This is a genomic window from Bacteroidota bacterium, from assembly GCA_023957335.1.
GTDB lineage: Bacteria > Bacteroidota > Bacteroidia > NS11-12g > UBA955 > JALOAG01.
Genome location: JAMLHC010000004.1, coordinates 169,393 through 191,435, shown reverse-complemented (window position 1 = coordinate 191,435; position 22,043 = coordinate 169,393). Strand labels below are relative to the sequence as shown.

Annotated in this window: 22 protein-coding genes; 10 read left to right on the top strand and 12 right to left on the bottom strand. The window is 36.4% G+C overall.

The window, feature by feature from the left end:
* Positions 1-111: 111 nt before the first annotated feature.
* The 7 genes from M9892_09085 to M9892_09055 form a co-directional block, all read right to left on the bottom strand.
* A complete protein-coding gene (locus tag M9892_09085) occupies positions 112-1,680 on the bottom strand; it encodes an IS1182 family transposase (protein ID MCO5254503.1) in 1,569 nt (522 codons plus the stop codon).
* A 195-nt stretch (positions 1,681-1,875) separates the two neighbouring features.
* Positions 1,876-2,802 carry a site-specific DNA-methyltransferase gene (locus tag M9892_09080; GenBank protein ID MCO5254502.1) on the bottom strand — a complete coding sequence of 309 codons (927 nt, stop codon included), beginning with the start codon at positions 2,800-2,802 and terminating at the stop codon, positions 1,876-1,878.
* Positions 2,799-3,320, bottom strand: a complete 522-nt coding sequence (locus M9892_09075; protein ID MCO5254501.1) for a hypothetical protein — start codon at positions 3,318-3,320, stop codon at positions 2,799-2,801. The genes M9892_09080 and M9892_09075 overlap by 4 nt, the downstream gene beginning before the upstream one ends.
* Positions 3,317-4,231, bottom strand: a complete 915-nt coding sequence (locus M9892_09070; GenBank protein ID MCO5254500.1) for a DNA adenine methylase — start codon at positions 4,229-4,231, stop codon at positions 3,317-3,319. Before M9892_09070 ends, M9892_09075 begins: the two co-directional genes overlap by 4 nt.
* A 252-nt stretch (positions 4,232-4,483) precedes the next feature.
* Positions 4,484-5,224 (bottom strand): NYN domain-containing protein, encoded by a 741-nt coding sequence (locus M9892_09065; GenBank protein ID MCO5254499.1) that lies wholly within the window; start codon positions 5,222-5,224, stop codon positions 4,484-4,486.
* 72 nt (positions 5,225-5,296) lie between these two features.
* Complete coding sequence (locus tag M9892_09060; protein MCO5254498.1) at positions 5,297-5,641, bottom strand: hypothetical protein; 345 nt, start codon at positions 5,639-5,641, stop codon at positions 5,297-5,299.
* Between the two features lie 171 nt (positions 5,642-5,812).
* On the bottom strand, positions 5,813-6,379 hold the full coding sequence (locus M9892_09055) for a hypothetical protein (protein ID MCO5254497.1): 567 nt from the start codon (positions 6,377-6,379) through the stop codon (positions 5,813-5,815).
* A gap of 735 nt (positions 6,380-7,114) precedes the next feature.
* Between M9892_09055 and M9892_09050 the strand changes: the two genes are divergently transcribed.
* From M9892_09050 to M9892_09040, 3 genes are read left to right on the top strand one after another with little or no spacing between them, the layout of a single operon-like run.
* Positions 7,115-7,984 carry a transposase gene (locus M9892_09050; GenBank protein ID MCO5254496.1) on the top strand — a complete coding sequence of 290 codons (870 nt, stop codon included), beginning with the start codon at positions 7,115-7,117 and terminating at the stop codon, positions 7,982-7,984.
* 45 nt (positions 7,985-8,029) lie between these two features.
* Positions 8,030-8,431, top strand: coding sequence for a hypothetical protein (locus M9892_09045; GenBank protein MCO5254495.1), 402 nt, complete (start codon positions 8,030-8,032; stop codon positions 8,429-8,431).
* The gene (locus tag M9892_09040) at positions 8,340-8,714 is read left to right on the top strand and encodes a transposase (GenBank protein ID MCO5254494.1); all 375 of its coding nucleotides are present in this window, start codon (positions 8,340-8,342) and stop codon (positions 8,712-8,714) included. The genes M9892_09045 and M9892_09040 overlap by 92 nt, the downstream gene beginning before the upstream one ends.
* Positions 8,715-8,819: 105 nt before the next feature.
* On the opposite strand, the gene M9892_09035 is transcribed toward M9892_09040, so the two are convergent.
* The 5 genes from M9892_09035 to M9892_09015 all read right to left on the bottom strand — a co-directional run bounded on the left by M9892_09035 (position 8,820) and on the right by M9892_09015 (position 13,277).
* Positions 8,820-9,350: a hypothetical protein gene (locus M9892_09035; protein ID MCO5254493.1), complete on the bottom strand. Its 531-nt coding sequence runs from the start codon at positions 9,348-9,350 to the stop codon at positions 8,820-8,822.
* Between the two features lie 166 nt (positions 9,351-9,516).
* Positions 9,517-10,005: a hypothetical protein gene (locus tag M9892_09030; protein MCO5254492.1), complete on the bottom strand. Its 489-nt coding sequence runs from the start codon at positions 10,003-10,005 to the stop codon at positions 9,517-9,519.
* Entirely contained in the window at positions 10,002-11,132 is a 1,131-nt protein-coding gene (locus M9892_09025; GenBank protein ID MCO5254491.1) for a hypothetical protein, read from the bottom strand. Before M9892_09025 ends, M9892_09030 begins: the two co-directional genes overlap by 4 nt.
* Positions 11,095-12,105 carry a hypothetical protein gene (locus M9892_09020; GenBank protein MCO5254490.1) on the bottom strand — a complete coding sequence of 337 codons (1,011 nt, stop codon included), beginning with the start codon at positions 12,103-12,105 and terminating at the stop codon, positions 11,095-11,097. The genes M9892_09025 and M9892_09020 overlap by 38 nt, the downstream gene beginning before the upstream one ends.
* 137 nt (positions 12,106-12,242) lie before the next feature.
* Entirely contained in the window at positions 12,243-13,277 is a 1,035-nt protein-coding gene (locus M9892_09015; protein MCO5254489.1) for a site-specific integrase, read from the bottom strand.
* A gap of 38 nt (positions 13,278-13,315) precedes the next feature.
* On the opposite strand from M9892_09015, the gene M9892_09010 reads away from it, so the two are divergent.
* The 7 genes from M9892_09010 (at position 13,316) to M9892_08980 (ending at position 21,926) form a co-directional block, all read left to right on the top strand.
* Positions 13,316-13,609: a hypothetical protein gene (locus M9892_09010; protein ID MCO5254488.1), complete on the top strand. Its 294-nt coding sequence runs from the start codon at positions 13,316-13,318 to the stop codon at positions 13,607-13,609.
* 88 nt (positions 13,610-13,697) lie between these two features.
* A complete protein-coding gene (locus tag M9892_09005; protein MCO5254487.1) occupies positions 13,698-14,945 on the top strand; it encodes an insulinase family protein in 1,248 nt (415 codons plus the stop codon).
* Positions 14,942-16,225: an insulinase family protein gene (locus M9892_09000; protein MCO5254486.1), complete on the top strand. Its 1,284-nt coding sequence runs from the start codon at positions 14,942-14,944 to the stop codon at positions 16,223-16,225. Before M9892_09005 ends, M9892_09000 begins: the two co-directional genes overlap by 4 nt.
* Before the next feature lie 23 nt (positions 16,226-16,248).
* Complete coding sequence (locus tag M9892_08995) at positions 16,249-17,985, top strand: gliding motility-associated C-terminal domain-containing protein (protein ID MCO5254485.1); 1,737 nt, start codon at positions 16,249-16,251, stop codon at positions 17,983-17,985.
* Between the two features lies 1 nt (position 17,986).
* The gene (gene ybeY, locus M9892_08990; protein ID MCO5254484.1) at positions 17,987-18,415 is read left to right on the top strand and encodes an rRNA maturation RNase YbeY; all 429 of its coding nucleotides are present in this window, start codon (positions 17,987-17,989) and stop codon (positions 18,413-18,415) included.
* 23 nt (positions 18,416-18,438) lie between these two features.
* Positions 18,439-20,304 (top strand): tRNA uridine-5-carboxymethylaminomethyl(34) synthesis enzyme MnmG, encoded by a 1,866-nt coding sequence (gene mnmG, locus M9892_08985; protein ID MCO5254483.1) that lies wholly within the window; start codon positions 18,439-18,441, stop codon positions 20,302-20,304.
* Positions 20,305-20,306: 2 nt separating this feature from the next.
* The gene (locus M9892_08980; GenBank protein MCO5254482.1) at positions 20,307-21,926 is read left to right on the top strand and encodes an Ig-like domain-containing protein; all 1,620 of its coding nucleotides are present in this window, start codon (positions 20,307-20,309) and stop codon (positions 21,924-21,926) included.
* Positions 21,927-22,043 lie beyond the last annotated feature (117 nt).

The window sequence follows — 22,043 nt, the reverse complement described above, 5'->3', positions numbered from 1 at the left end:
AAGATGTCGCTTGGTTCGTAGCTGTGTCCTACGCTTGCCCATAACGTCAGTCCGTCTAATAACCTAATTTCTCATTAATCCTTTCGCAATACTATGCAAATAACTCCACTTTCAGGAACTTAAAATGAGATTTATTTTAGAAGATGATCCCCACTTTTTGAAAAAGAAAGTGTCGTAAAACGCCTTAAATTGACTCCTCTGAATGGAAAAAATAAAGCCAAGTTCTTTGAGGAACTTTTTAAGCAGATTTGGGTCAAGAAGATTAAAGATTCTACGTAGGTTAAAGGCGGTGAAAATCAAGCCTACATCGGCAGAGGCTCTTGATATTCCTTGTTTGGTCATGACATAGTAAAAATCCCACTGGCGTTTGATAATCCCGAAAGGGTGTTCCACAATGGCTTGTCGTTTTCTGTAGAGATCACCGGCTTGTTGCATACGAAGTTTGTTTTTTTCTATGTATGGTGCAAATTCTGTTCGCTCAATAACTCTGCCTCTACCTCTTGTGTTTTTGGTGCAGGAGTTGATGAGTGGACAGGTTTTGCAGGCTGTTGTTTTGTAATGCTGAACCAAAATCGGTGGCTGCTTTTTTCTTCCTTCATAATTGCGGTCTTTTTTGTACCATTTACCATTGGTAGAAAGTGCGTTTCCCTGCGGACAGATGTAAACGTTTTCTTCTTCATTGAAAACAAAGTTGGCTACGTTGTATGAAGGGTCAGGAGCCATAGAAGAGGAAGAAATATCGGGAATAGCCACCACCACATCTACGCCCAGTCCATCTGCTTTTTTGAACTCACTTCCGGTGTGGTAGCCTTTGTCAAAAACGGCAGTAAATTCATTATTTCCTAATACTTCAACGGCTTGCTGGAGCATGCTTCCCATGGCTTTGGAATCATTCTCATTGGTAACTTCGTAATTAATTGGAATGTTGAGTTTGGCATCCACGGTACTTTGGATGTTATAAGCCACCTCGGTAATGTTGTTGCGAACAATCATTTGTCTGGATTCAGGGTCAGAAGTAGAAATTTGAACTTCACCTGTTGCCTCTAATTGCTTTTGAAAATCTTGGTATTGTTTTTTATGCAGCTGATGCTTATTGATTTTGCTGTTGATTTCTTGCTTTTTCTCCTCACTTAAATCCTTGTCTTCGCTTGCTAATATAGAGTTGTACTCATCAAGTTTGTTATCGATATAGGCAATGTGCCGCTCTATTTTTTTTTCGTTAAAGTTGTTTTTCTTGGAGTTTTGTGCACGGAGTTTGGTTCCGTCACCGGCAATCAACTTACCGCCAATCAACTGAAAATGTTGTGCGAGTTTGACGGTTGAACGAAACACATTTTTAATGGCTTGAGGATTGTCTTTTCTAAAGTTGGCAATGGTATTGTGATCAGGAACAAGACCACGCATGAGCCACATCAATTCTATGTTTCGTTTACATTCTTTTTCCAACTGACGCGAGGAGCGTATGCGGTTCAAATAACCATACAAAAACAGCTTCAACAAATCAGCAGGGTGATAGGCGGGACGCCCATTTTCAATAAAGTCCAATTTAAAACCCGCATCAGCTAAATTGATGCTGTTCACAAACAGCTCAATAAACCTGATTTCATTATTATGCTCAATTTGCTCTTCCAAACAAAAGAAAGTGATTTGATTTCTGTCCTTGCCTTGTATGAATTTCATGCAGTAAATATACTGACAATCAATTCGTTAAGCAACTAATTTCGATATAACTTATTAACAATCTGTGTGTTAAAAAGTAAGAGGTTATTAGACAGTTTGACGGTTTTTGGCTTTGCGAGGGAGCGGATTTTTAGCACAAATGCTCAATCGAAGAACCGAAGTTCAAATTTAGCAAAAAGTTTCATACGAAGCACTTCACCCGCTCTCTTGCAAAACCGATGTTAGCAGATCGCCCCGTTTTCGGTCAAAGTTTATTTCTGTTTTATATTCTGTTCTTGGTTCTTCGACAAGGAATAATTCAAGTTCTTTTTTATTGTTGAACCCGCCAATTTTTTGTCTGTATGTTGTTGCAATTTTCGGATTTTCTATTTCAAGTTTACGGTTTTTGCTAATTGTCAAAAATTCTTCTTCTTGGTCAATGCCTAAAAATCTTCTATTCGCTAAATTAGCTGCAATTCCTGTTGTTGAACTACCTGCAAATGGGTCTAAAATCCAAGCGTTTGGTTTTGTAGAAGCTAAGATAAGTCGTGTCAAAACCGATAATGGTTTTTGTGTCGGGTGTTTGCCACAAGATTTTTCCCAAGGTGCAATGGCAGGTAATTTCCAAACATCTTTCATTTGTTTGTCGCCATTGAGTTGCTTCATTAAGTCATAGTTGAAGTAATGCGGTACTTTTTCGCTTTTTCTTGCCCAAATAATTTGTTCGGTTGAATAAGTGAAATAACGACACGAAAAATTTGGAGGTGGATTGGTCTTTTCCCAAGTTACAATATTCAATATTTTAAAGCCTAATTCGGTCAAGATTTGTCCAACCGAAAAAATATTGTGCATTGTTCCGCTTATCCAAATGGTTGCGTCATCTTTCATTTTATCACGAACCAATGAAAGCCATTTTCTGTTGAAGTCATTAATAAACTCAAACCCTTCGGATTTGTCCCATTTTCCTTTGTTTACACTTACAATTTCTCCATTTTGTATTGACAGTCCGTTGTTCGATAAAAAATAGGGTGGATCAGCAAAAATCATATCGAACTTGTGATCAAATTGAGGCAAAAGATTCATTGTATCTCCTTTTAGAAGATAGAAGTTTTTGTCGTCAGATTTGAAAAATGGCTCAATCATTTTGGAACTGGTAAACCAAGTTTAACTAATGGAATATATTCAAAAAAGTAATAACAATGAACGCTATGAATGTAATCTAAAACATCCTTGTATTCCGGTTTTCTAAACCAATCACTCAACAGATAGATATACTCAACTTCAATGTTTGCTGGTGCTAAAAGTTTTTGATACTGCTTTCTTTTAAAATCGCAAGTTTGTAACTTTTCATCAACTGAACCTGCAACTTGTTGAAATTTGCACTCTATAATAAAAAGTGTATTAGCTATGATAACAAAAATGCTATCATCAGGAAGCAATCGCTTAGAAATTAAACCTTTCCATTCAATGTTTAATTCATCAAGAAATTTATAAAAACCGTGTTTCTTAAAAATTCTGCCGACAAGTTCGTTATTGTAAGAAACATTTCCATCTTGAACCTTGTAACCTTTTTGCGAATTTAAAAATTCAGAAAGGTCTGTCGTTCCTTCAAATACTAATCCTGTTTTGGTGTTTCCACCTCCTTTACCTCCAAAAATCATATTGTTAAAGCTACTGCGTTGTTTGTAATTAATAATTCTGTCAATAATCCTCTTTTTTCAGGATTTGCGTTAATACTCCTTTTTGTGTTCACTCTCGAAATTGAAAAGTCAGCATACAAATCGTCAAAGAAATTATCGTTTTCATCTTTGCCTTTTACATCTGAATTACTTAAAATCCAAGTGTGATTTAATCCGTCTAATTTTGAGCAAAAAGCCTTTAAGCGAATTTGTTCGCTGTCGTTAAATTCATCTTTTGCATACGAATTGAAACTTGAAGTTTCGCTTAACGGCTTGTATGGTGGGTCAAAATAAAACAATGAATTATTGTCCACATAATTTAGTGTCTGCTCAAAATCGCCACACAAAATTTCTACTTTTTGTAATACTTCGCTTACTGCCAAAATATTCTCTTTGTCGCAAATAGTTGGCTTTTTGTAACCGCCCATTGGAACATTGTATTCGTTCTTGCGATTAACTCGATACAAACCATTGAAGCAAGTGCGATTAAGAAAAATAAACAAAGCGGCTTGTCCGCTTTGTTCTTCTTTTCTTATGTTGTACAATTCTCTTTTTTGATAGTAATAGAGCTTTTTGTTGTCTTCGTTTCCCTCCAAATTGTGATACTCGTTTTGCAGAACTTGCAGAATTGAAATTAACTCTTTTGGTTGTGAAGCAATCGTTTTATAAGTGTTTATTAAATCCTCGTTGATGTCGTTGACTACCGCTTTTTTTAGTTTTGGGAAGTTGTCCAAGACCCAAAAAAGTACCGCACCACTCCCAACAAATGGTTCGATGTATGTAAAATTCGTCTGCGTTATGTCTGTCGGCAAAGTCCGTTCAATGTCGTTAATGAGTTGGGTTTTTCCACCTGCCCACTTCAAAAACGGTTTTGCTATTTTATTATTTGTCATTTTACTCAATTTCGTAAGTTACGCCTCAAATTTACGATTTTAATTTCTGTTTGAAGTCAGTCCGATGTAGAAATTTGTCAGACTGTTGATATTTGCACGGTCGCTCGTGGGGTGTCTGCTAACGGAAAAGGGCTTTGCGATGGTGGGGCAATCGAAGAACGTCAGTTGATGTTGCACTAAATCTCAATAGTAGTACAAATGCTGAACCCATAACTTTCAGCCCCACTATTGCAAAACCTTTGTTAGCGGTAGTTATTTTTGCCTTATGTAGATATGTCTAACGTTACCTACTACTGTTTCTCGTTCATCAATATCAAACTTTTTTGTGTCTTTTATTAGGGGTAATAATTTAGCAAACCCATAATTCCTTGGGTCAAAATTGGGTTTCTTCTTAAGAATATAATTGCCGAGGTTTGCCAAAAATGTCCAGCCTGTTTCGTCTGCCAAATCGTTCACACTTTCTGTTAGAATTCTAATTGTTTCAGCATCTACTTTACTGAGTGGTTTTTCACTTTGAGCTTTTGCAACAGCTTTAGTATTAGTGGCGCTTTCTAAAACTGGCATTTTCAAAATTTCTATATAAATAAATTTGTCGCAGGCTGAAATGAAAGGCTGTGGTGTTTTCTTCTCTCCAAATCCAATTACAGTCATTCCTGCTTCTCTAAGACGAGTAGCTAATCTAGTAAAGTCACTGTCACTAGATACAATACAAAAACCGTTCACTTTTCCAGAGTAAAGAATGTCCATTGCATCAATTATCATTGCACTATCACTAGAATTCTTTCCTGTAGTATAGCTGTATTGTTGAATCGGTGTGATTGCATTTTCCAAAAGGACATTTTTCCAGCCAGCAACCGTTGGTTTAGTCCAGTCCGCATAGATTCGCTTTATAGTTGGTGTTCCATTTTTTGCAATTTCTTCGAGCATCTCTTTCACATTTGCGTATGGAACATTATCTGCGTCAATTAATACTGCTAGTTTATCCTCCGTCATTATAATATTTTTTTCATTGATTGTAGTTGTCCGCTATAATTCTGACTAACGTTTTTTTATTGTTGTTCATAATCAGGTTGTTGCCAATCCTAAGTCTTGATTAGTGAGTTCAAATTTAGTAATTTGTTTTCGGATACGCTTCACTAAACCGAGTTTTCTTTTTTCGTCAAGGAACAGGTAATCTGTTGGTGGTTTATAAGGCATATTTTTCACCACCATATTCCAAAGTATAACGGCAAGTTTTCTGGCAGTTGCACTCACGGCTACGGTTCTGCCTTTGCGGTAACACACCCTGCTGAAGAAGTTGGACAGGTGTGTGTCTTTGAGATTTCCTATTGCATTGGCTGCATTGCGAAGAGCAATTTTAAGTCTGTTGCTTCCTTTTGGTGTTTTGGAACTGAGCAGTTTTCCCAACACTTTATTGTTCGGTGCAAGTCTTAACCAACTTGTAAAATGCTTTGCTGTTTCAAACTTATGAAAACCTTCGGGTCTATTTCACTGATGATGCTTAGGATAGTTGCGTGGCTCATTCCTTCAATCTCATCAAATCAACTCCGCCAAAATATTGGTAAGCGGCTTGATTCAGGTCTATTCCTTTAATGGCATTTTTATTGATTCTTTTGTGAGTTTATCTGTGGTTTTAGGTTTTTTCTTCTCAGGGTCGGTGTTGATTTGTTGTTTAAAGGCTCCGATTTGTTTATCACATTCAGCGATTTTCTTTTGGTAAAACTGATACGATTCCAACTCCTGTTTCAAGCCAAATAGATAATCTTCCCTGTTGTTTCCTTTTAAGGCTTTGGCAATTTCCTCTTTCGATTTTCTGCAATTGCCGTGTCGGTGGTCTGATAATTTTTCAGGGTCGAGATTGCCTTTGCAGATGTCGGTAATGATTGCCATTCCGGTAAGTCCGCAAATATCATTGACCACTACATCCAATCGGAAGTGAGTATTTTGAGATACTTCTGCATTTTGTGCGATGCTTCGGCTGCCAGAGTAAGCATATTTTGTCTTTGACGGCATGGTGCGTAATTTTTCGGTAGTTTCATCGGGCAGAAAACTGCTTGTGAGTAAACCTATACTATGCAGTTTTTGAATCCACGGGCATCTTTTTACATCGGTCTTTTTTGCCCTTGATGTTTTTGGTGAATTTGCCATTGGCAAGGGTCACTTCAAAACCGTGCTTAATAAGTTCTACATACAGATTTTGCCAATAATTGCCTGTACTTTTCCATTGCCACCGAAGTAACTTCGTGTTCTTTCAGGTGCAAACAGATGTCCGGTTAAATCATCGGCATATACGCCAGTCCTTAAGCATCTTCGAGAGCTTGCCCAACAGCCACATAGTGGCTTCTGCTCCCAATGTCAATGCCTGCACAATGCGGATGGATAATGTCCATTTCCATTTTTTTCTTTGCCATTTTCTTTTTTTTAATTGGTTAATAAAAATGGCTCAAAGAGAATGTATATTTGCACTGAAAATTATTCTGAACGGGGTCTTCGCCAAGGCGAGCCACCACTGAAATTATCACCAAGTCCGAATTGCGAGTTCGGACTTTTTACATTCCAACCAGAATGACGCACGAGCTTCAAAGCACCAATGCTTAAAAGGGTCTTTCAATGAGCCGTGGCAAATTTAACAAGAGTTGTTGTCGGGTGGCACTCCCGTTAGCACGAGAAATTATTTTCTTGCGGAAAAATGGGGAATTACCTATAACGTCCGGGTATTGCCGAAGTGGCGGATTTTCAGCACCAAAGTTCATTCGAAGCATTGAACCGCCAATTTTACCAAACCGATGTACCTGTTGCACGACTCAAAAGTAAAATAAAAATTAGAATACAAAAAATGTCATAACAATTTGATAGTTAGTTAAATATGTATATTTTTGCACTATGCAGGGACATAAAAAATTCAATCCGCAACTCTTTTACGAACTCAGCTTAGATGGCTTGGTTCCTCAAGACAATTTCTACCGCAAAGTAAACCGTGAATTAGAGTTTGGATTTTTATATTCCGAAACCAAAAAATACTATGGTACAGAAGGTCAGCAGAGCATTGATCCGGTAGTTTTCTTTAAGATATTATTAGTTGGCTATTTGAACAATATCAACAGCGACAGGGCTTTGCTTCGCTATTGCAGCAACTGCTTAGATGTGCGATTGTTTTTAGGTTACGACTTGAATGAAGAGTTGCCTTGGCATTCCACTATATCAAGAACAAGGCAACTATTGGGAGAAGAAGTATTTCTTGCTCTGTTTCGTAAAATACTTTCAAAATGTGTAGAAAAAGGGATGGTACGCGGCAAACGCCAAGCAGTTGACAGCGCCTACATTAAAGCCAATGCCAGTATGGATAGTTTGGTAGAAAAGCTTGTGGTGAGCGAAGTCGAATCAGAAGTATTGGAAGATGCCTCCGCCTTTGTAAAGGAACTGGAAGAAAACAGTGAGTTTAAGGTAACAACAGAAAGGAAAAAGTTGGTAGAGCGGCATCACAAATGGAAAGAAGAAGCCTACAAAGGCATGCCCGGCAACACCAAGAGCGAGCGCAAAGATGAAGACGGGGAAGAAATACGCCCTAAATTCCTTTCCAACCACACGCATTATTCACCCACCGACCCGGATGCCAAAATCAGTGTAAAACCGGGCAAAGCCAGGCAACTGAATTACGCAGGACAGTTAGCCGTAGATGATGCCCACCATGTTATTACAGGCGCTTGTGCCAGCACTGCAGGGAGTAAAGACGGTGCGGTACACCAGAAGTAATGGACCAAACCATAGAGAACTTTGAACAAAATCATTTGCAGTTAGATGAAGTTTTTGGCTGATGCCGGTTACAGCAGTGGTGAAGCATTGCAGTATTTAGAAGAAAACAATATCAATACCTGCATCCCAAACTTTGGTCAGTACAAAGCAGAACGAGAAGGATTTATTTACAACAAAGAACAGAACCAATATGAATGTATTAAAACAGGCGGCAACAAGCCATACTCACCTTCAAAGGCATTAAAACTGATAGCAAAGGATATCAAAAAGTATATCGCAGCAGCGAAAGTAGTTGTGGAAATGTCTCAGCTGCGGGAAGCTTGTTGTGGCAAGGTAAATAAGTTCAAGAAAATCGATGACAGCATTCATAAACCGCTCTACGACAAGATGCATACAAAAGCTGAACAGAACCAAAACTACCCGTTTTCTCACCAAACGCAGAAGTAGCACGGTAGAACCCGTTTTAGGCACACTCATCAACTTTATGGGCATGAAAAAAGTATATGCACGGGGCATGAAAGCAGCCAATAAACATGTATTGATGGCAGCTTTAGCCTACAACCTGAAAAAACTATTGAAATTTGTGCCTAAAAAAGTCCGGAGCAATGCCCAAGAATTAGCAGTTCCGCAAGGAATATTCGGGTTTATTCAAAACACGCTGCTCCAAATTGAAATAAGTCTTTTTAGCGCCACTCAAAAACACAGCTATTTTTCTCCGCTCCTCAACTAAACCTTGCTTAAATCGCTTCTAATAAAGCCGTTTTTTAGGTGTTTTTGATACTGGTTTGCTTAATGAGGTGGTTGTGCAACGGTTACCGCTGTTAGGCACAGTTTTTTAACACCCACAATAGTAGTCTATCATTAAATTACCTTTTTGATTTTTCTTAATAGTCATATAACAACCTGGATTTGCTTCTTTTGGGCTATAATGTGTTTTATCTTTATTCCATTCATTTTCTTCCGAATGATGGAACCATTCAATAAATTTGATTAATTCATCTTTACAATAACCTGGCAACGTAATTTGAACGTCTGCACCTGTTTCACCGCAATCATCATATTCATAAACAATACCTTCAGCAAATTTTTGCTTCCATTGACAAGGTATATTATCTTCAAACGATTTAGAAATTACTTTTTCTGAAGATATTCCAAAGTATTTCTCAAAATATTCAATTTCAATATTATCTGACTCAGAATTTGTTTTTAAAAAGTCATCTGTCGGTTTAGGTAGCAATTTGTTACATGTAGTTGTAATATTTTTTCGATTTTTATTCAACCCTTTTTCGCTTGCTTCATTGTGTTTGTCACTTGAGCACGAGGATATAAAAGTGATGAGTACTAAAAAAATAACTTCAATTTTCATTTTCGTTGTATTAAAATTGTGCCTAACGTTTTGCGGCTTGCCGAAGGCGGGGGTTCGGAGCGACAAACTGTCGGCTGGTGGTAAAGTTAATTAAATGCACTAAACTTTCGGCTTCCACGTCACCCCCGCTTTTGGCAAGGTGCTGTTAGCACCAGTAAGATTTCCACTAATCAAAACAAAGGCTATAATTTATGTTTAACTTCTCTGTCCTTTTAATAAAGTCATTTGCCTTTAAACAGTTATCTTTTATTGATTTTGTCGCAACGAGGTATTCATAGACAAAATTCACTCTTATAGAATTGTCTTTACTCCTTTTGTAAGGAATAGTAATGACAATAGATTTATTAGGCTCTAACAAGTCAAGATTAACTATGGATTGGTAATAATGAGGGTTTCCTTTACCAATTTTTGAATTTGTTAAGTCGAGTAAAACTTCATTGTTATTTGGAAAAAAAATCAATTCAGAATAACCGCCTTTGGGCAAATAAATTAAAGAACTTGAAATATTTTTTAATTCTATTGTAGATAGTAAAACAGTATCATTTTGGAAATGAGAGTTGACTATTATTTCCAAATTCTTATTTGAGAACTTAAACGATTGAGCAATTGAACTATTTACAACTCCCAATAACAATATAAAAATTATATTTCTCATTTTGTCGGGGTGAATTGCCAATTTTGTCCTGTACCAGAGGCCCCATTAGTTGAAATGCCAAGTTGTTTGGAATTTGTTTTACCTACATTACCTGCTGCTTGATGTGCTCCTCCTGTTAAAGAAGATGAATTATTGGAATAATACATACCTCCATTAGGAGCATAAGAGTATCCACTTTGTTGGGTTTGATTTGTCTCTGTTCTTAAAAAATTTTCTTTCAACTCATGGAATACGACTGTAGGTCTATCTACTGAAACTGCTGTATTTGTAAAGACATTTTCAACAGTGAAATTACCTTGAGGAATTCTGACAGAACCATCAAATCCATCACCAGGTTGATATTGAGCATTTGGGTTATCAGGCCAATAAGGTGTTTTAGAAAAGTTTTGAATAGCTCCATTTGCATTGTTAGCATCTGTCCCTGTAGGGTCATAAACAATTTGACCAGTCGAATTAGTTACAGGGTCAAAACCGATTATTGTGTTCCCTGCTGTATATTGATAGTTTTTTTGAGAGTTTATCATATTATTTAGCAAAGAAACACCTTCATATTTTTTTATATTCTCTGGTAAGTTTTCATATCCTTGAAAAACTATCATATTGCTATTAACGACCTTTATCATACTTTGATAGTCCTTCGGTATCAGCGATTGTAAGTCAGAAAGGGAAGCTGAAGAAGCATCATTGCTAATTCTTAATGTATCTCCATTGGGGTCAGTTATTAAAATGGGATTTCCACCAAAAGCCGAGTAAGGAGACATTGAAGGGTACTTTCTAGCGGCTGGGTCTGTTGATAACCAAATAAATTGATTAGTAGGTAAAACACTATATGAATGAAGTAAAATATTGTCATCGCCATACAGATATAGTTTTCTCTCCTCAGCATTGTAAACTATTTTCTTTGTCAAAGATGTGCTATCAGGATTTTCTAATGTAAATAAATCATTGTCGACATAATTTACTGTTGTTTTATGTCCGAAAATCGCATAAGGATTATCGTTCTGAGCATTAGCAGCGAAGCTGCTAATTGCTAATAAGATTAAAAGAATTTTTGTTTTCATTTTGTTATGAAATTTAGTGTAAATATAATTATTTTTTAGTTGTTTGATTTCTTTTTGCCTTCTCATTGTCAACCGATTTTACCCACTCTTGATACAGTTCTGTTGGCATATCTTTATGCCCTAAACTGTCTATTGTTCCAACTGTCTTTTTGTAAAGAGCAATGTTGCTATTAATTTGTTCTTTGTTAGGGTTTGCCTTTTTCTTTTCTGCTTCTATTTTATCTCGAATGCAATTTGCTTTCATCATTATTAAAGGAATGCAATTTGGAAAATATTCTAATGCTGTGTTGGCTGCTTGTAAAACAAAATCATCATTACCAAATTGAAACTCATAAGCACTTGCTAAATCAAACATTGTCATTGCAATGCTTTCTTTTTGAGAAAGTGGGTTCATATAAATTCCGCTTTTTATAGCTTCTACCGAAATTGCCATTTGCTTAATAATCCATTGGTCTCTCGGAAAACCTCCATTTGTAAGTTCTACGTTTGACCATTGACCTTTTTCGTCAATGTGTTTTATATAAACGTGGTTTGGTGCAAGTGCTAAACTTGCTTTTCCTCCTATTTCTTCGCAAAGTATTTTGTAGTAATAAGGCAAGGAGTGGCAGTTGCCACTTCTTGTTTTTATTAGTTTGGTTACAAACATTTTAGTCCAGTCTTTGTCACCCATAAAATCGTCAAAGTCATAAGTGCAAGGCTTAAAATTGTTGATTGGTAGGCTGTCTGTCATATAGCTGAAAACCGCCCAATTACCTGCGGTCTTATAGTTTTGAAGTCCACGTTGTTTGATGAGTTCTTTCAATTGTTGTCCGGTTACTGTTATTCCATGGCAAAAGGTTTGATAGTTCAATTGTCCTTTGTGGTAAGCGTTCTCGGTCAAAAATACCGCTCGTTTAAAGTCAATTGGTTTCTGTCCTTTGAGCATTTGTAGCTGTTCGCTGAATGCTTGTTTGTAAATGGCTTTGGGGTCTGCCGTTTGTCCAAAGGTCAAAACTGTTCCGAAGCAGAAAATAGTCAATGTTGTGATTAGTTTGTTCATTGCTGTGTCGTCTTTACTTATTGGTGCTAACTCATTTATACCCCTCACAAAATGTCGCCAATCCAACCAAAATTAGTTGGCTTTGCGCCATAAACGTGAGGATTTATTTCGGGTCAAATATACATATTTTTTTGATTTTACAAATCATCAAACGGACTTTTTATGTTTTTTAGACTTTTAGTGCTTACGTGAGTATATATTTCCGTTGTTTTGCTGCTGTTGTGTCCCAAAAGTTCTTGAATAAAACGCAAATCTGTTCCATTTTCCAAAAGGTGTGTGGCATAGCTGTGCCGTAACCAATGTAAACTTACGGGTTTTTTAATGTTGGCTTTTTGAAGTGCTTGTTTCAATACGTTTTCTAAGCTTTTTTCACTGTATTGTTCACCTTTGGTTTGTCCTTCAAAAAGCCACGTTTGAGGTTTATAGGCTTTGTAATATTGTCGTAATAGCTCAATTATCTTTTCCGAAATTGGTGCTATACGGTCTTTTTTCCCTTTTGCTTGTTTGATGAGCAATATGCATCTTTTGCTGTCAATAGCTGTAAATTTTAAGTTTAATAGTTCGCTTCTTCTCAAACCACAAGCGTATATCAAGCTCAACATTGTGCGGTGTTTGATGTTTCCGTGTGCTTCCAAAATGGCTTTTATTTCTTCTTTGCTCAATACATTGGGTAATGTTTTCGGCTTTTTGGGTCGGTGTATTTGCTCGATATTGAGTTTACGGGTTTGAACAGTTTGAAAAAACAATTTCACGGCATTTACCATTTGATTTTGATAGGACGCAGAAAGTTTGTTCTTCAAAATATAGTCGTTGTTGAATGTGATAATATCTTCATTCCCGATTTCACTCAAAGCCTTTTCAGAAAAGAATTGCAGAAAAATCCGAATGGCTTCGGTATAGGTTTTTATGGTGCTTTCGCTGTATCGCTTACTTCGTAGCCATTGCACAAACTTTTCTATCTGTTGCAGTGCTTCGGCAGATAATTGTTTTTCGGCAGGTATTTTGAATTTTTGGCGATATTCTGCCGTGTCGGGCAAATGCCACGTTTTTAAAGTAGCACTCCATTTTGCACCGTCTAATTTTTTGAAACGGTTTATCAGTTCTTGATTTTTTTCAAAAGTAACTGCAATGCGTTTTGTGCCTTTGTATTTGATGATCTTGGCTGTGTACATATTTCTACAATACTAAACCAAATTCTACATTCATTCAAGTGATTTTAAGTCAGCATGCTGCTTCATTGTTATTGATTATAATTACAGATATCTTTCAAGCGAATAAAGTTAGATATTTATTAAATAGAGGAAAGAATCTGGATATTCAGAATTCGAAGATAGATTTGATAAACCCCAATAGAGTGGGTGTTGTTTTTGAGGTAGGTAAATACAAAGAACAAAATGTGATTTTGATGGATACATTGATAGCACAAAACGTATTTAGAGATATAAGTTTTACTGAGATTATCGGGAGTAGTATTTATATTGAAATAGAACAGCGGATTTTGTGAATAGGCATACAATAACTCCACGAATTCTGCCGGCAACTTGCTAAAAGTAACTTATACTTATGCATGCTATTATGTACCTTTGCAGCCCATGATAAAGTATTCGGAGTTTGTTTTGGACAATGGTTTACGCGTGATTCATTACCACAATCCAAACACCCCTCTTGCGGTTTTGAATGTATTGTATAATGTGGGTTCAAGAGATGAAAACCCAACACACACGGGTTTGGCTCATTTGTTTGAACATCTGATGTTCAGCGGTTCTGTCAATATCGAAGATTTTGATACTCATTTGCAAAAAGCGGGTGGAAACAACAATGCTTTTACCAACACTGATATCACCAACTATTATCAAACCCTGCCGGCTGAAAATATAGAAACCGCTTTTTGGTTAGAATCGGATAGAATGTTGTCTTTGTCTTTTAAGCAAGAAGCATTGGATGTGCAAAAGGGTGTTGTAGTGCAAGAGTTCAGGCAACGATATTTGAATCAGCCTTATGGGGATCTTTGGCTTAAAATAAGACCTTTGGTTTATAAAACTCATCCTTATAATTGGGCAACAATTGGTAAATCAGTAGAAGATATAGAGAAAACCACATTGGATGATATTCGTAGTTTTTTCGCAAAATATTATAATCCTACCAATGCAATTCTTTGTGTAGCAGGCAATGTGAGCCTTGAAAAAACCAAAGATCTTTGTCATAAATGGTTTGCACCTATTCCAGCGGGTGCAGCCAACCCTAATTACTACCCCAAAGAGTTGGAACAAACAAAAGCGGTCGTAGAAACGGTTTATGAAGAAGTTCCTCAGGATATGGTAGCCATTGTTTTTAAGTCAGTAGCACGAATGGATAAAAGATATTATGCTTCGGATTTGCTTTCAGATGTATTGGGTAGAGCAGAATCCTCGCGTCTATTTGACAATCTGGTGCGAAAACAACAGCTTTTCAGCACCATTTCAGCCTATATTTCAGGAGAATCAGATGAAGGTACATTTGTGATTCAGGGCAGAATCAGTCAGGGCATAAGACCAGAACAGGCTTCAGAAGCAATATGGGAGCAAATTGAAATCATTAAACAGGAAGGAAACCTAAGTAAAAATGAACTTGAAAAAGTAAAAAACAAATCAGAAACAGTCTATCAATTTGGTTTGACCCAAATGTTAAATGTAGCTACGGCATTGTGTGTTGCAAAAAATCAAGGAGAAATAGAACTCATAAACACCGAACCCGAACTAACCCGTGCAGTGAGCGTAAATGATGTGGTTGAATTTGCTAAACAATTTTTGACCAAAGAAAGAAGCGTTACCCTTTATTACCTTAGCAAAGAAAGAAGATGAACAACTCAAATTTAAGACAATCACAGCCGCCCATTTATCCTTTGACTCTTCCCTTGTTAAGCAATCCGGAAAAGCTCTCAAAAGGGATTTTTGGATTTTTCAAGGCAGATACTTCTGTTTTTAGATTGGATATAGTTTTTCCAAATGCCGGCATAGGAAACAGCACTCAACGTGCAACTAATATTTTTTGTGGAGATTTGTTGATGTCGGGTACTGCAAATTTTTCGGCTCAAGAACTTAATGAACAACTTGATTTCTTTGGTGCTTATACCTCTGTAACAACCAATTATTTCAAAACCGTAATGTCTGTTTATGGGCTTGAAAGATATTTTGATTCAATTCTGCATCTGATTACAGAAGCTGTAAACCACTCCAATTTTCCTGAAGAAGAACTTGAAATTTTGAAGAAGCAGAAAATTCAAAATCTACGCATTCAAAAACAAAAAACCACACATCAAAGTACGGTTTTGATGAATAAATTGTGGTATGGAGAAAATTCAATTTTGGGAAAAACCTCAACAGAAGAAGATTACAGCCGTATTACACGTGAAATGGTTTTGAGTGAATTTAAAAAGAATTTCTCCGAATTATTTGTGATTTTGACCTCCTCACCGGAATTGAAAAGTAAAGTTTCGATTCTTCAAACAGACTTAGGTGATAAATTGTCTGACAATACAAATTTTGCAGTTGAAAAAATTGTTTTTACAAAACAAATGCCTAACCAAGCACAAGAGTTTTTCGAACTTCCTAATACAAATCAAACCAGCTTTAGAGCAAGGCTTGAAGTAATACCACGAACTGCTGAAAACTATGTTAACATTGCATTTTTAAACTTGATTTTAGGAGGATATTTCGGCTCCAGGTTGATGAAAAATATACGCGAAGACAAGGGTTGGACTTATGGTATTTCGAGCTCAATTATCAATTTTGAAAACAATGCTTATATTGAAATATCAGGCGATATCAATATTGACAAAGCCAAAGCTGTCAAAGAAGAGATTTTCAAAGAGTTTGAAAAACTTTGCAATACCCCAATAGATAAAACAGAGTTTGAAAATGCCAAAAACTACTATTTGGGAAATCTTCAAAGCATGTTTGACGAGTTCTTAACCTATTCAGAAAGGCAAATAGCGCTATTAGAAACAAAACAAACACTCGAATGGTATAATTTGTTTGGAAAACAAATTAATGAGCTTAAACCCGAAAATATTCGCCAAGCAGCACAAAATTATTTAGATTCAAAATCGTTAATCTATACGTGGTCAGGTCCCAATCCATAAGAAATTGTACAATCCTCTTTCTCTTGCTTGTATCAGTTTGTACTCGTATTGATGGGATAGACAAACCGGTTCATATTACAAGTGTTTGCTTAAACAAAGCTGACTCAAGTGCTACACTCAAATGGATAACCACTCCGGACGCATGTAACTCCTTTGTTTCTTATCAAATATACGGTAGAGACGAAGCTTCTTCGCCTTATGAACTGATTGCAACTGAAAGTCTTTTGAATCAATCTACCGCAACACTAAAACTTAAAAATAACAAAGAATGGGAGTTTTTTATTGTAACTCGGTATACGTGCAACGGAACAGACACACTTGTTTCAGACACAATAAAAGTTGATACTGAACAACCCGTTGAATGGGAGTTGGATTCTGTCAGCGTGGACTTAAAAACCCAAAAAACAATCATTGGTTGGAAACCTCATCCCGCTAAGGACAGCAAAGGATTCTATGTATATTATATGGGAGTTACCAATATTTTGCTTGCAGACACAACCGGACTCTATTTTCAGGACTCATTCTATGGCAAACCAAATCAAAAGTCTGAACAATATGCTTTGGCTACTTATGACAGTTGTGGAAATGCTTCACCCATATCTAATGGAATGAAAACCATTTATTTAAATGGAAATTTGGATACGTGTGGTAGGAAAATTAATTTATATTGGACTCATTATCAGGGAGTAAACATAAAAAATTATTTTGTCAAAGTAAGTTCGGATTCTTTTTCAAACTATTCCATAGCCACGACACTTGATAGCAATATAGATTCATTTAAGATTGAAAATTTAGACCCCGGAAGAAGGTATTGTATTGTTACTCAGATGATTGGAGATTCAGGAATTTCCAGCACTTCAAACCGACTTTGCTTTGAAACACCAACGCCTGTTGGAGCCACAAACAATATTTTCACAACCACGGTAAGAGAAGATAAAACCATTCAAATTGATTTTATGAGCAATTTGAAACAAGGCACCATTAATCTGCTTAAATCCTCAGATGGAAACCAATATTCGGTATTCAAAATATATGATGCAAAAGATTTTCCGGGAAATGTTTCAGTTATTGACAATGCTGTGAATGTTGATTCCAATATATATTACTATCAAATTACCCATCGAGATCAATGCAACTATGTAATCCCGCAAGATTCAAGCCCTGTTTCTAATTCGATTTTATTAAAAGTTACAGCATCGGACATAGAATCCGAACTTAACTGGAACAATTATAACACTTTTGCTTCAGGAGTTGGCCAATACCAAGTGCACAAGGAGTTTGGTTTAGAAATTCACCCTCGTTTCACGTGGAACTTGACGGACGTATTAAACCCAAACCAAACTACATCTTTTGATGTTTATCAGCATCAGGAATATGCTTATAAACTTTGTTATGTTGTTTCTGCAATAGAAGATAAGCTTAACCAATTTAATAGACAAGATACAGCATTTTCCAATTCTTCATGTTTTATCAGAGAGCTTGTTGTTTATTTTCCAAATGCATTTGCACCCAGAGGGATTAATACATTTTTTAAACCCATAGGAATAGGAATTATTGAAAAAGATAATGCTTCTATTTTGCAGGTTTATAACCGATGGGGAGAAAAAATATTTGAAACCTACAATGTTAGTCTAGGCTGGGATGGCAAAGACCGTGCAGGCAATATTTGTCAGTCGGGTACCTACGTTTATTATGCCAAAATAAAAGGAGAATTAGGCGAAGCCGTAGAATTTAAAGGAACTTTTTATTTGATAGATTAATATGATAGAACTAAACAATACGTATAATTTAGAATTTCCTAATTCGGTAAGAGAAGTTTACAAAAAAGGAATTGAAGCAATTATGATTGACCATAAAAAAGATTTTGCGAGCATTACTGTTACCTTATTAACAGATGATGCATTATTAGAAATCAATCAGAATTTTTTGAAGCATGATTTTTATACTGATATTATTACTTTTACCTATTCAGAAGAAAATGAACCAATTGAAGCAGAATTGTTTATCAGTGCAGACATGGTTGCAAGTAATGCCAAAAAGTATAATGTTACCTATCATAAAGAGTTATTAAGAGTAATTTTTCATGGATGTTTACACTTGTGCGGTTTTAATGATTATACTGAAAAAGAAAAAAGAGAGATGAAAAGAGAAGAAAACTTCTATGTAATGAAATACGCTCTGAAGTATTAGTTTCACGTGAAACAGAAATAAAAATGATTTTTGAAAAATATGATATAATTGTAGTTGGAGCGGGACATGCCGGCAGTGAAGCCGCTCATGCAGCGGGCAAACTTGGTTCAAAAGTTCTGCTCATTACGATGAATATGGAGGTAATAGCTAAAATGAGTTGCAACCCGGCAATGGGTGGAGTGGCAAAAGGTCAGATTGTACGTGAGATTGATGCACTCGGAGGAATGTCCGGAATTATTACGGACAATACCATGATACAATTCAGAATGCTAAACCGTTCCAAAGGTGCTGCCATGTGGAGCCCTCGCGCACAAAGTGATAGAATGCGATTTAGCGAAGAGTGGAGGTTGGCATTAGAACACAATCCCAATGTAGATTTCTTCCAAGATTCAGTTACCGAAATCCTTGTTGAAAATAACAAAGTTATAGGTGTAAAAACTCAGATGGGGCAAACCATTCATACAAAGTCTGTTATAGTAACCAGTGGAACTTTTTTGAATGGGAAAATTCATATAGGGCGAAAGAGTTATGGTGGAGGTAGAATGGGAGAAAAAGCTTCGACCGGAATCACAGCTAGTCTTGAAAACTTTGGTTTTGAATCAGGGAGAATGAAGACAGGTACTCCTCCGCGTTTGGATGGGCGCACAATTAATTATGCCGTGATGGAAGAACAGAAAGGAGATGAAAATCCCGGCAAGTTTTCTTTTTCTGATGTAACCAAACCGCTCACCCACCAAAAAAGTTGTTTTATTACCTATACCAATGAGACAGTGCATGAAATTTTGCGTGAAGGGTTTGCTGATAGCCCAATGTTTGCCGGTGATATTCATGGAATAGGTCCTCGTTACTGCCCATCTATTGAAGATAAAATCAATAGATTTGCTGAGCGAAACAGACATCAAATATTTGTTGAGCCTGAAGGCTGGAATACAATAGAGGTTTATGTAAATGGTTTTTCATCTTCTTTGCCGGAAGCTATTCAACAAAGAGCATTACAACAAATTAAAGGATTTGAAAATGTCAAAATGTTTAGACCCGGTTATGCAATCGAATATGATTATTTTCCACCTACACAATTGAAGTTGAGTTTGGAAACCAAACTAATTGATAATCTGTATTTTGCAGGTCAAATTAACGGAACGACCGGATATGAAGAAGCAGCTTGCCAAGGATTAATGGCGGGTATCAATGCACATCAAAAGTTGAAAGAAAATGATCCACTTATTCTGGATAGATCAGAGGCTTACATTGGTGTACTGATTGATGATTTAATAAACAAAGGAACCGAAGAACCGTATCGAATGTTTACATCAAGGGCTGAATATCGTATCTTGCTTAGACAAGACAATGCCGACATCCGTCTGACACCCTTAGGAAGAAAGATTGGATTGGCTGAAGAATCGCGTGAAAATAGATTAGAACAAAAACTAAAAAATATTGGAGAACTAACACATGAGCTTGACAGTCAAAACTTTACACCTGATGACATAAACCCTGTTTTAGAAAAATTAGGCACCCCTCTTGTAGAACAGAAAATTAAAGCCTCTAAAATCTTGTTAAGACCTCAAGTAAGCATGCAGGATTTAAAACAAGTAGAATCTCTGAACAAGGTTATAAGTTCTATGCCCGAAGATGATATCACTCAAACTGAAATCAGCATTAAATACGCCTCCTATATTGCAAAAGAAAAAGAAACTGCAGACAAGATAAAGCGCTTAGAAAATGTGAAATTAAATCCCGATTTTGACTATGGCAAAATTGTGTCTCTAAGTTCCGAATCACGTCAGAAACTGAGCAAAATAAGACCTGAGACATTGGGGCAAGCAAGCAGAATAAGCGGAGTTTCACCGGCAGATATTTCGGTTTTATTGGTTTATTTTGGACGCTGATAATGAAGCAGGTCAATATTCTTTCTTTATTCTTTTTAATGGTACTATGGGGTTGTGCCAATATGCTTGCACCCACTGGGGGTCCAAAGGATACGAAGCCACCCAAAGTTACCAAAGCCGAACCGAAAAAAAACCAGACTTCTTATCATAAATCATATATCAAACTCACTTTTGATGAATATGTAAGTATTGACAATTTAAACAATGAATTGATTGTTTCTCCTCCACTCAAATACAAGCCTATTTCAAAAATCTCAGGTAAAACTGCCATTATTTCATGGACAGATACGTTGATACCTAACACTACATATACGTTTAATTTTGGAGGAAGTATCAAGGATATTAATGAAGGAAATGTATATGAGAATTTTACGCTAACATTCTCAACCGGAACAGAGATAGATTCAGCCGAGTATTCGGGTAAAATTATGAAGACAGATAAGGCAGAACCGCTCAAAGCCGCTTATGTTTATTTGTCAAACCTGCCCATTACAGATTCTACTTTTTTTTCGGTTAAAGCACTCTATCAAACCAAGACAAATTCACAAGGAGACTTTCATTTTCAGGGTTTGAAACCTTCGCAGTATTTTCTCTATTTTTTGGAAGATAAGAATTCAAATAAAAGTGCAGACAATGGCGAGTATGTTGGATTTGCCGATACTCAAATAGTTGTCAAATATCCTCTTCAGGTTGAAAAGGCAGACACAACACTCAATTCATTTACATCATCTCAAAAGAATGTCTTTCTTTCATTTCCATATTATACACCTGCGAAAAGGGTTTTTAAGAGTATAAGCGCTGAAAATTCAGGACAAATTGCTTTGCTCTGGCAGGACCAAGTATTTAGTCCGGAAATTGTTGTCAAAACAAAATCCGGTGAACCATTATTAGCATTGAATAATAGAGATACACTATTGGTTTTTGTGCATCATAAAGACTCGCTTCAGATTGAAGTGCAAAATATAAAGGGAGAAAGATTGTTTTTGAGTGATACTATTAGAATGTTGTCTAAACCCATGCCTTTACGTTTGTTCACTACTCCAAACGATATTGGTGTTCGATACGATTCAATGTTTAAAATCACTTCAAATCACTTCATACAAGCCATTGATAGCTCCAAGATTTGGCTCAAATATGACTCTGTTTCTATCCAACCGAGGGTAACGTGGAACCCTCATGAAATTTTTGTATGGTTTCAATTTGAAGAAGGTAAAAAATATGAAATTACATTGCATGACAGTGCTATTCGATACCAAGACTCAATTTGGAGTTCCAAAATTGCTCCTTTTAAGAAAGAAATAGCCGAGCAAAAGGAGCTGAGCCACTATGAATTGAAGTTCAAACGTGAAAGTATGGAATTCAATAATATGGCACTCATTATTGAAATCACTTATAACAACGAAAAATACTACCGCTATTTGAAACCGGAAGATAGTATTTTGACCTTATCCAATTTACAATCCGGTTCATATTCATTAAAAGTAATTGCAGATAGAAACGAAAATGGGATTTGGGATACAGGCGATATTTCAACCCTAACCCAAGCAGAAAAAATGCTGATTATTGCTCAACCTGTCGAAGTGAAAAAGGGCTGGGATGGAGATGCAGAAATTGTACTATAATCAATCAAGAGCTTCCTTGAATTGTGCAACATATGTACAAATAATTACTTGAAAAATCGTAATCGATTCACCTAAAATACTTTCCGACTTCTTTTTCTGCCTGATTCGCTCGTATAT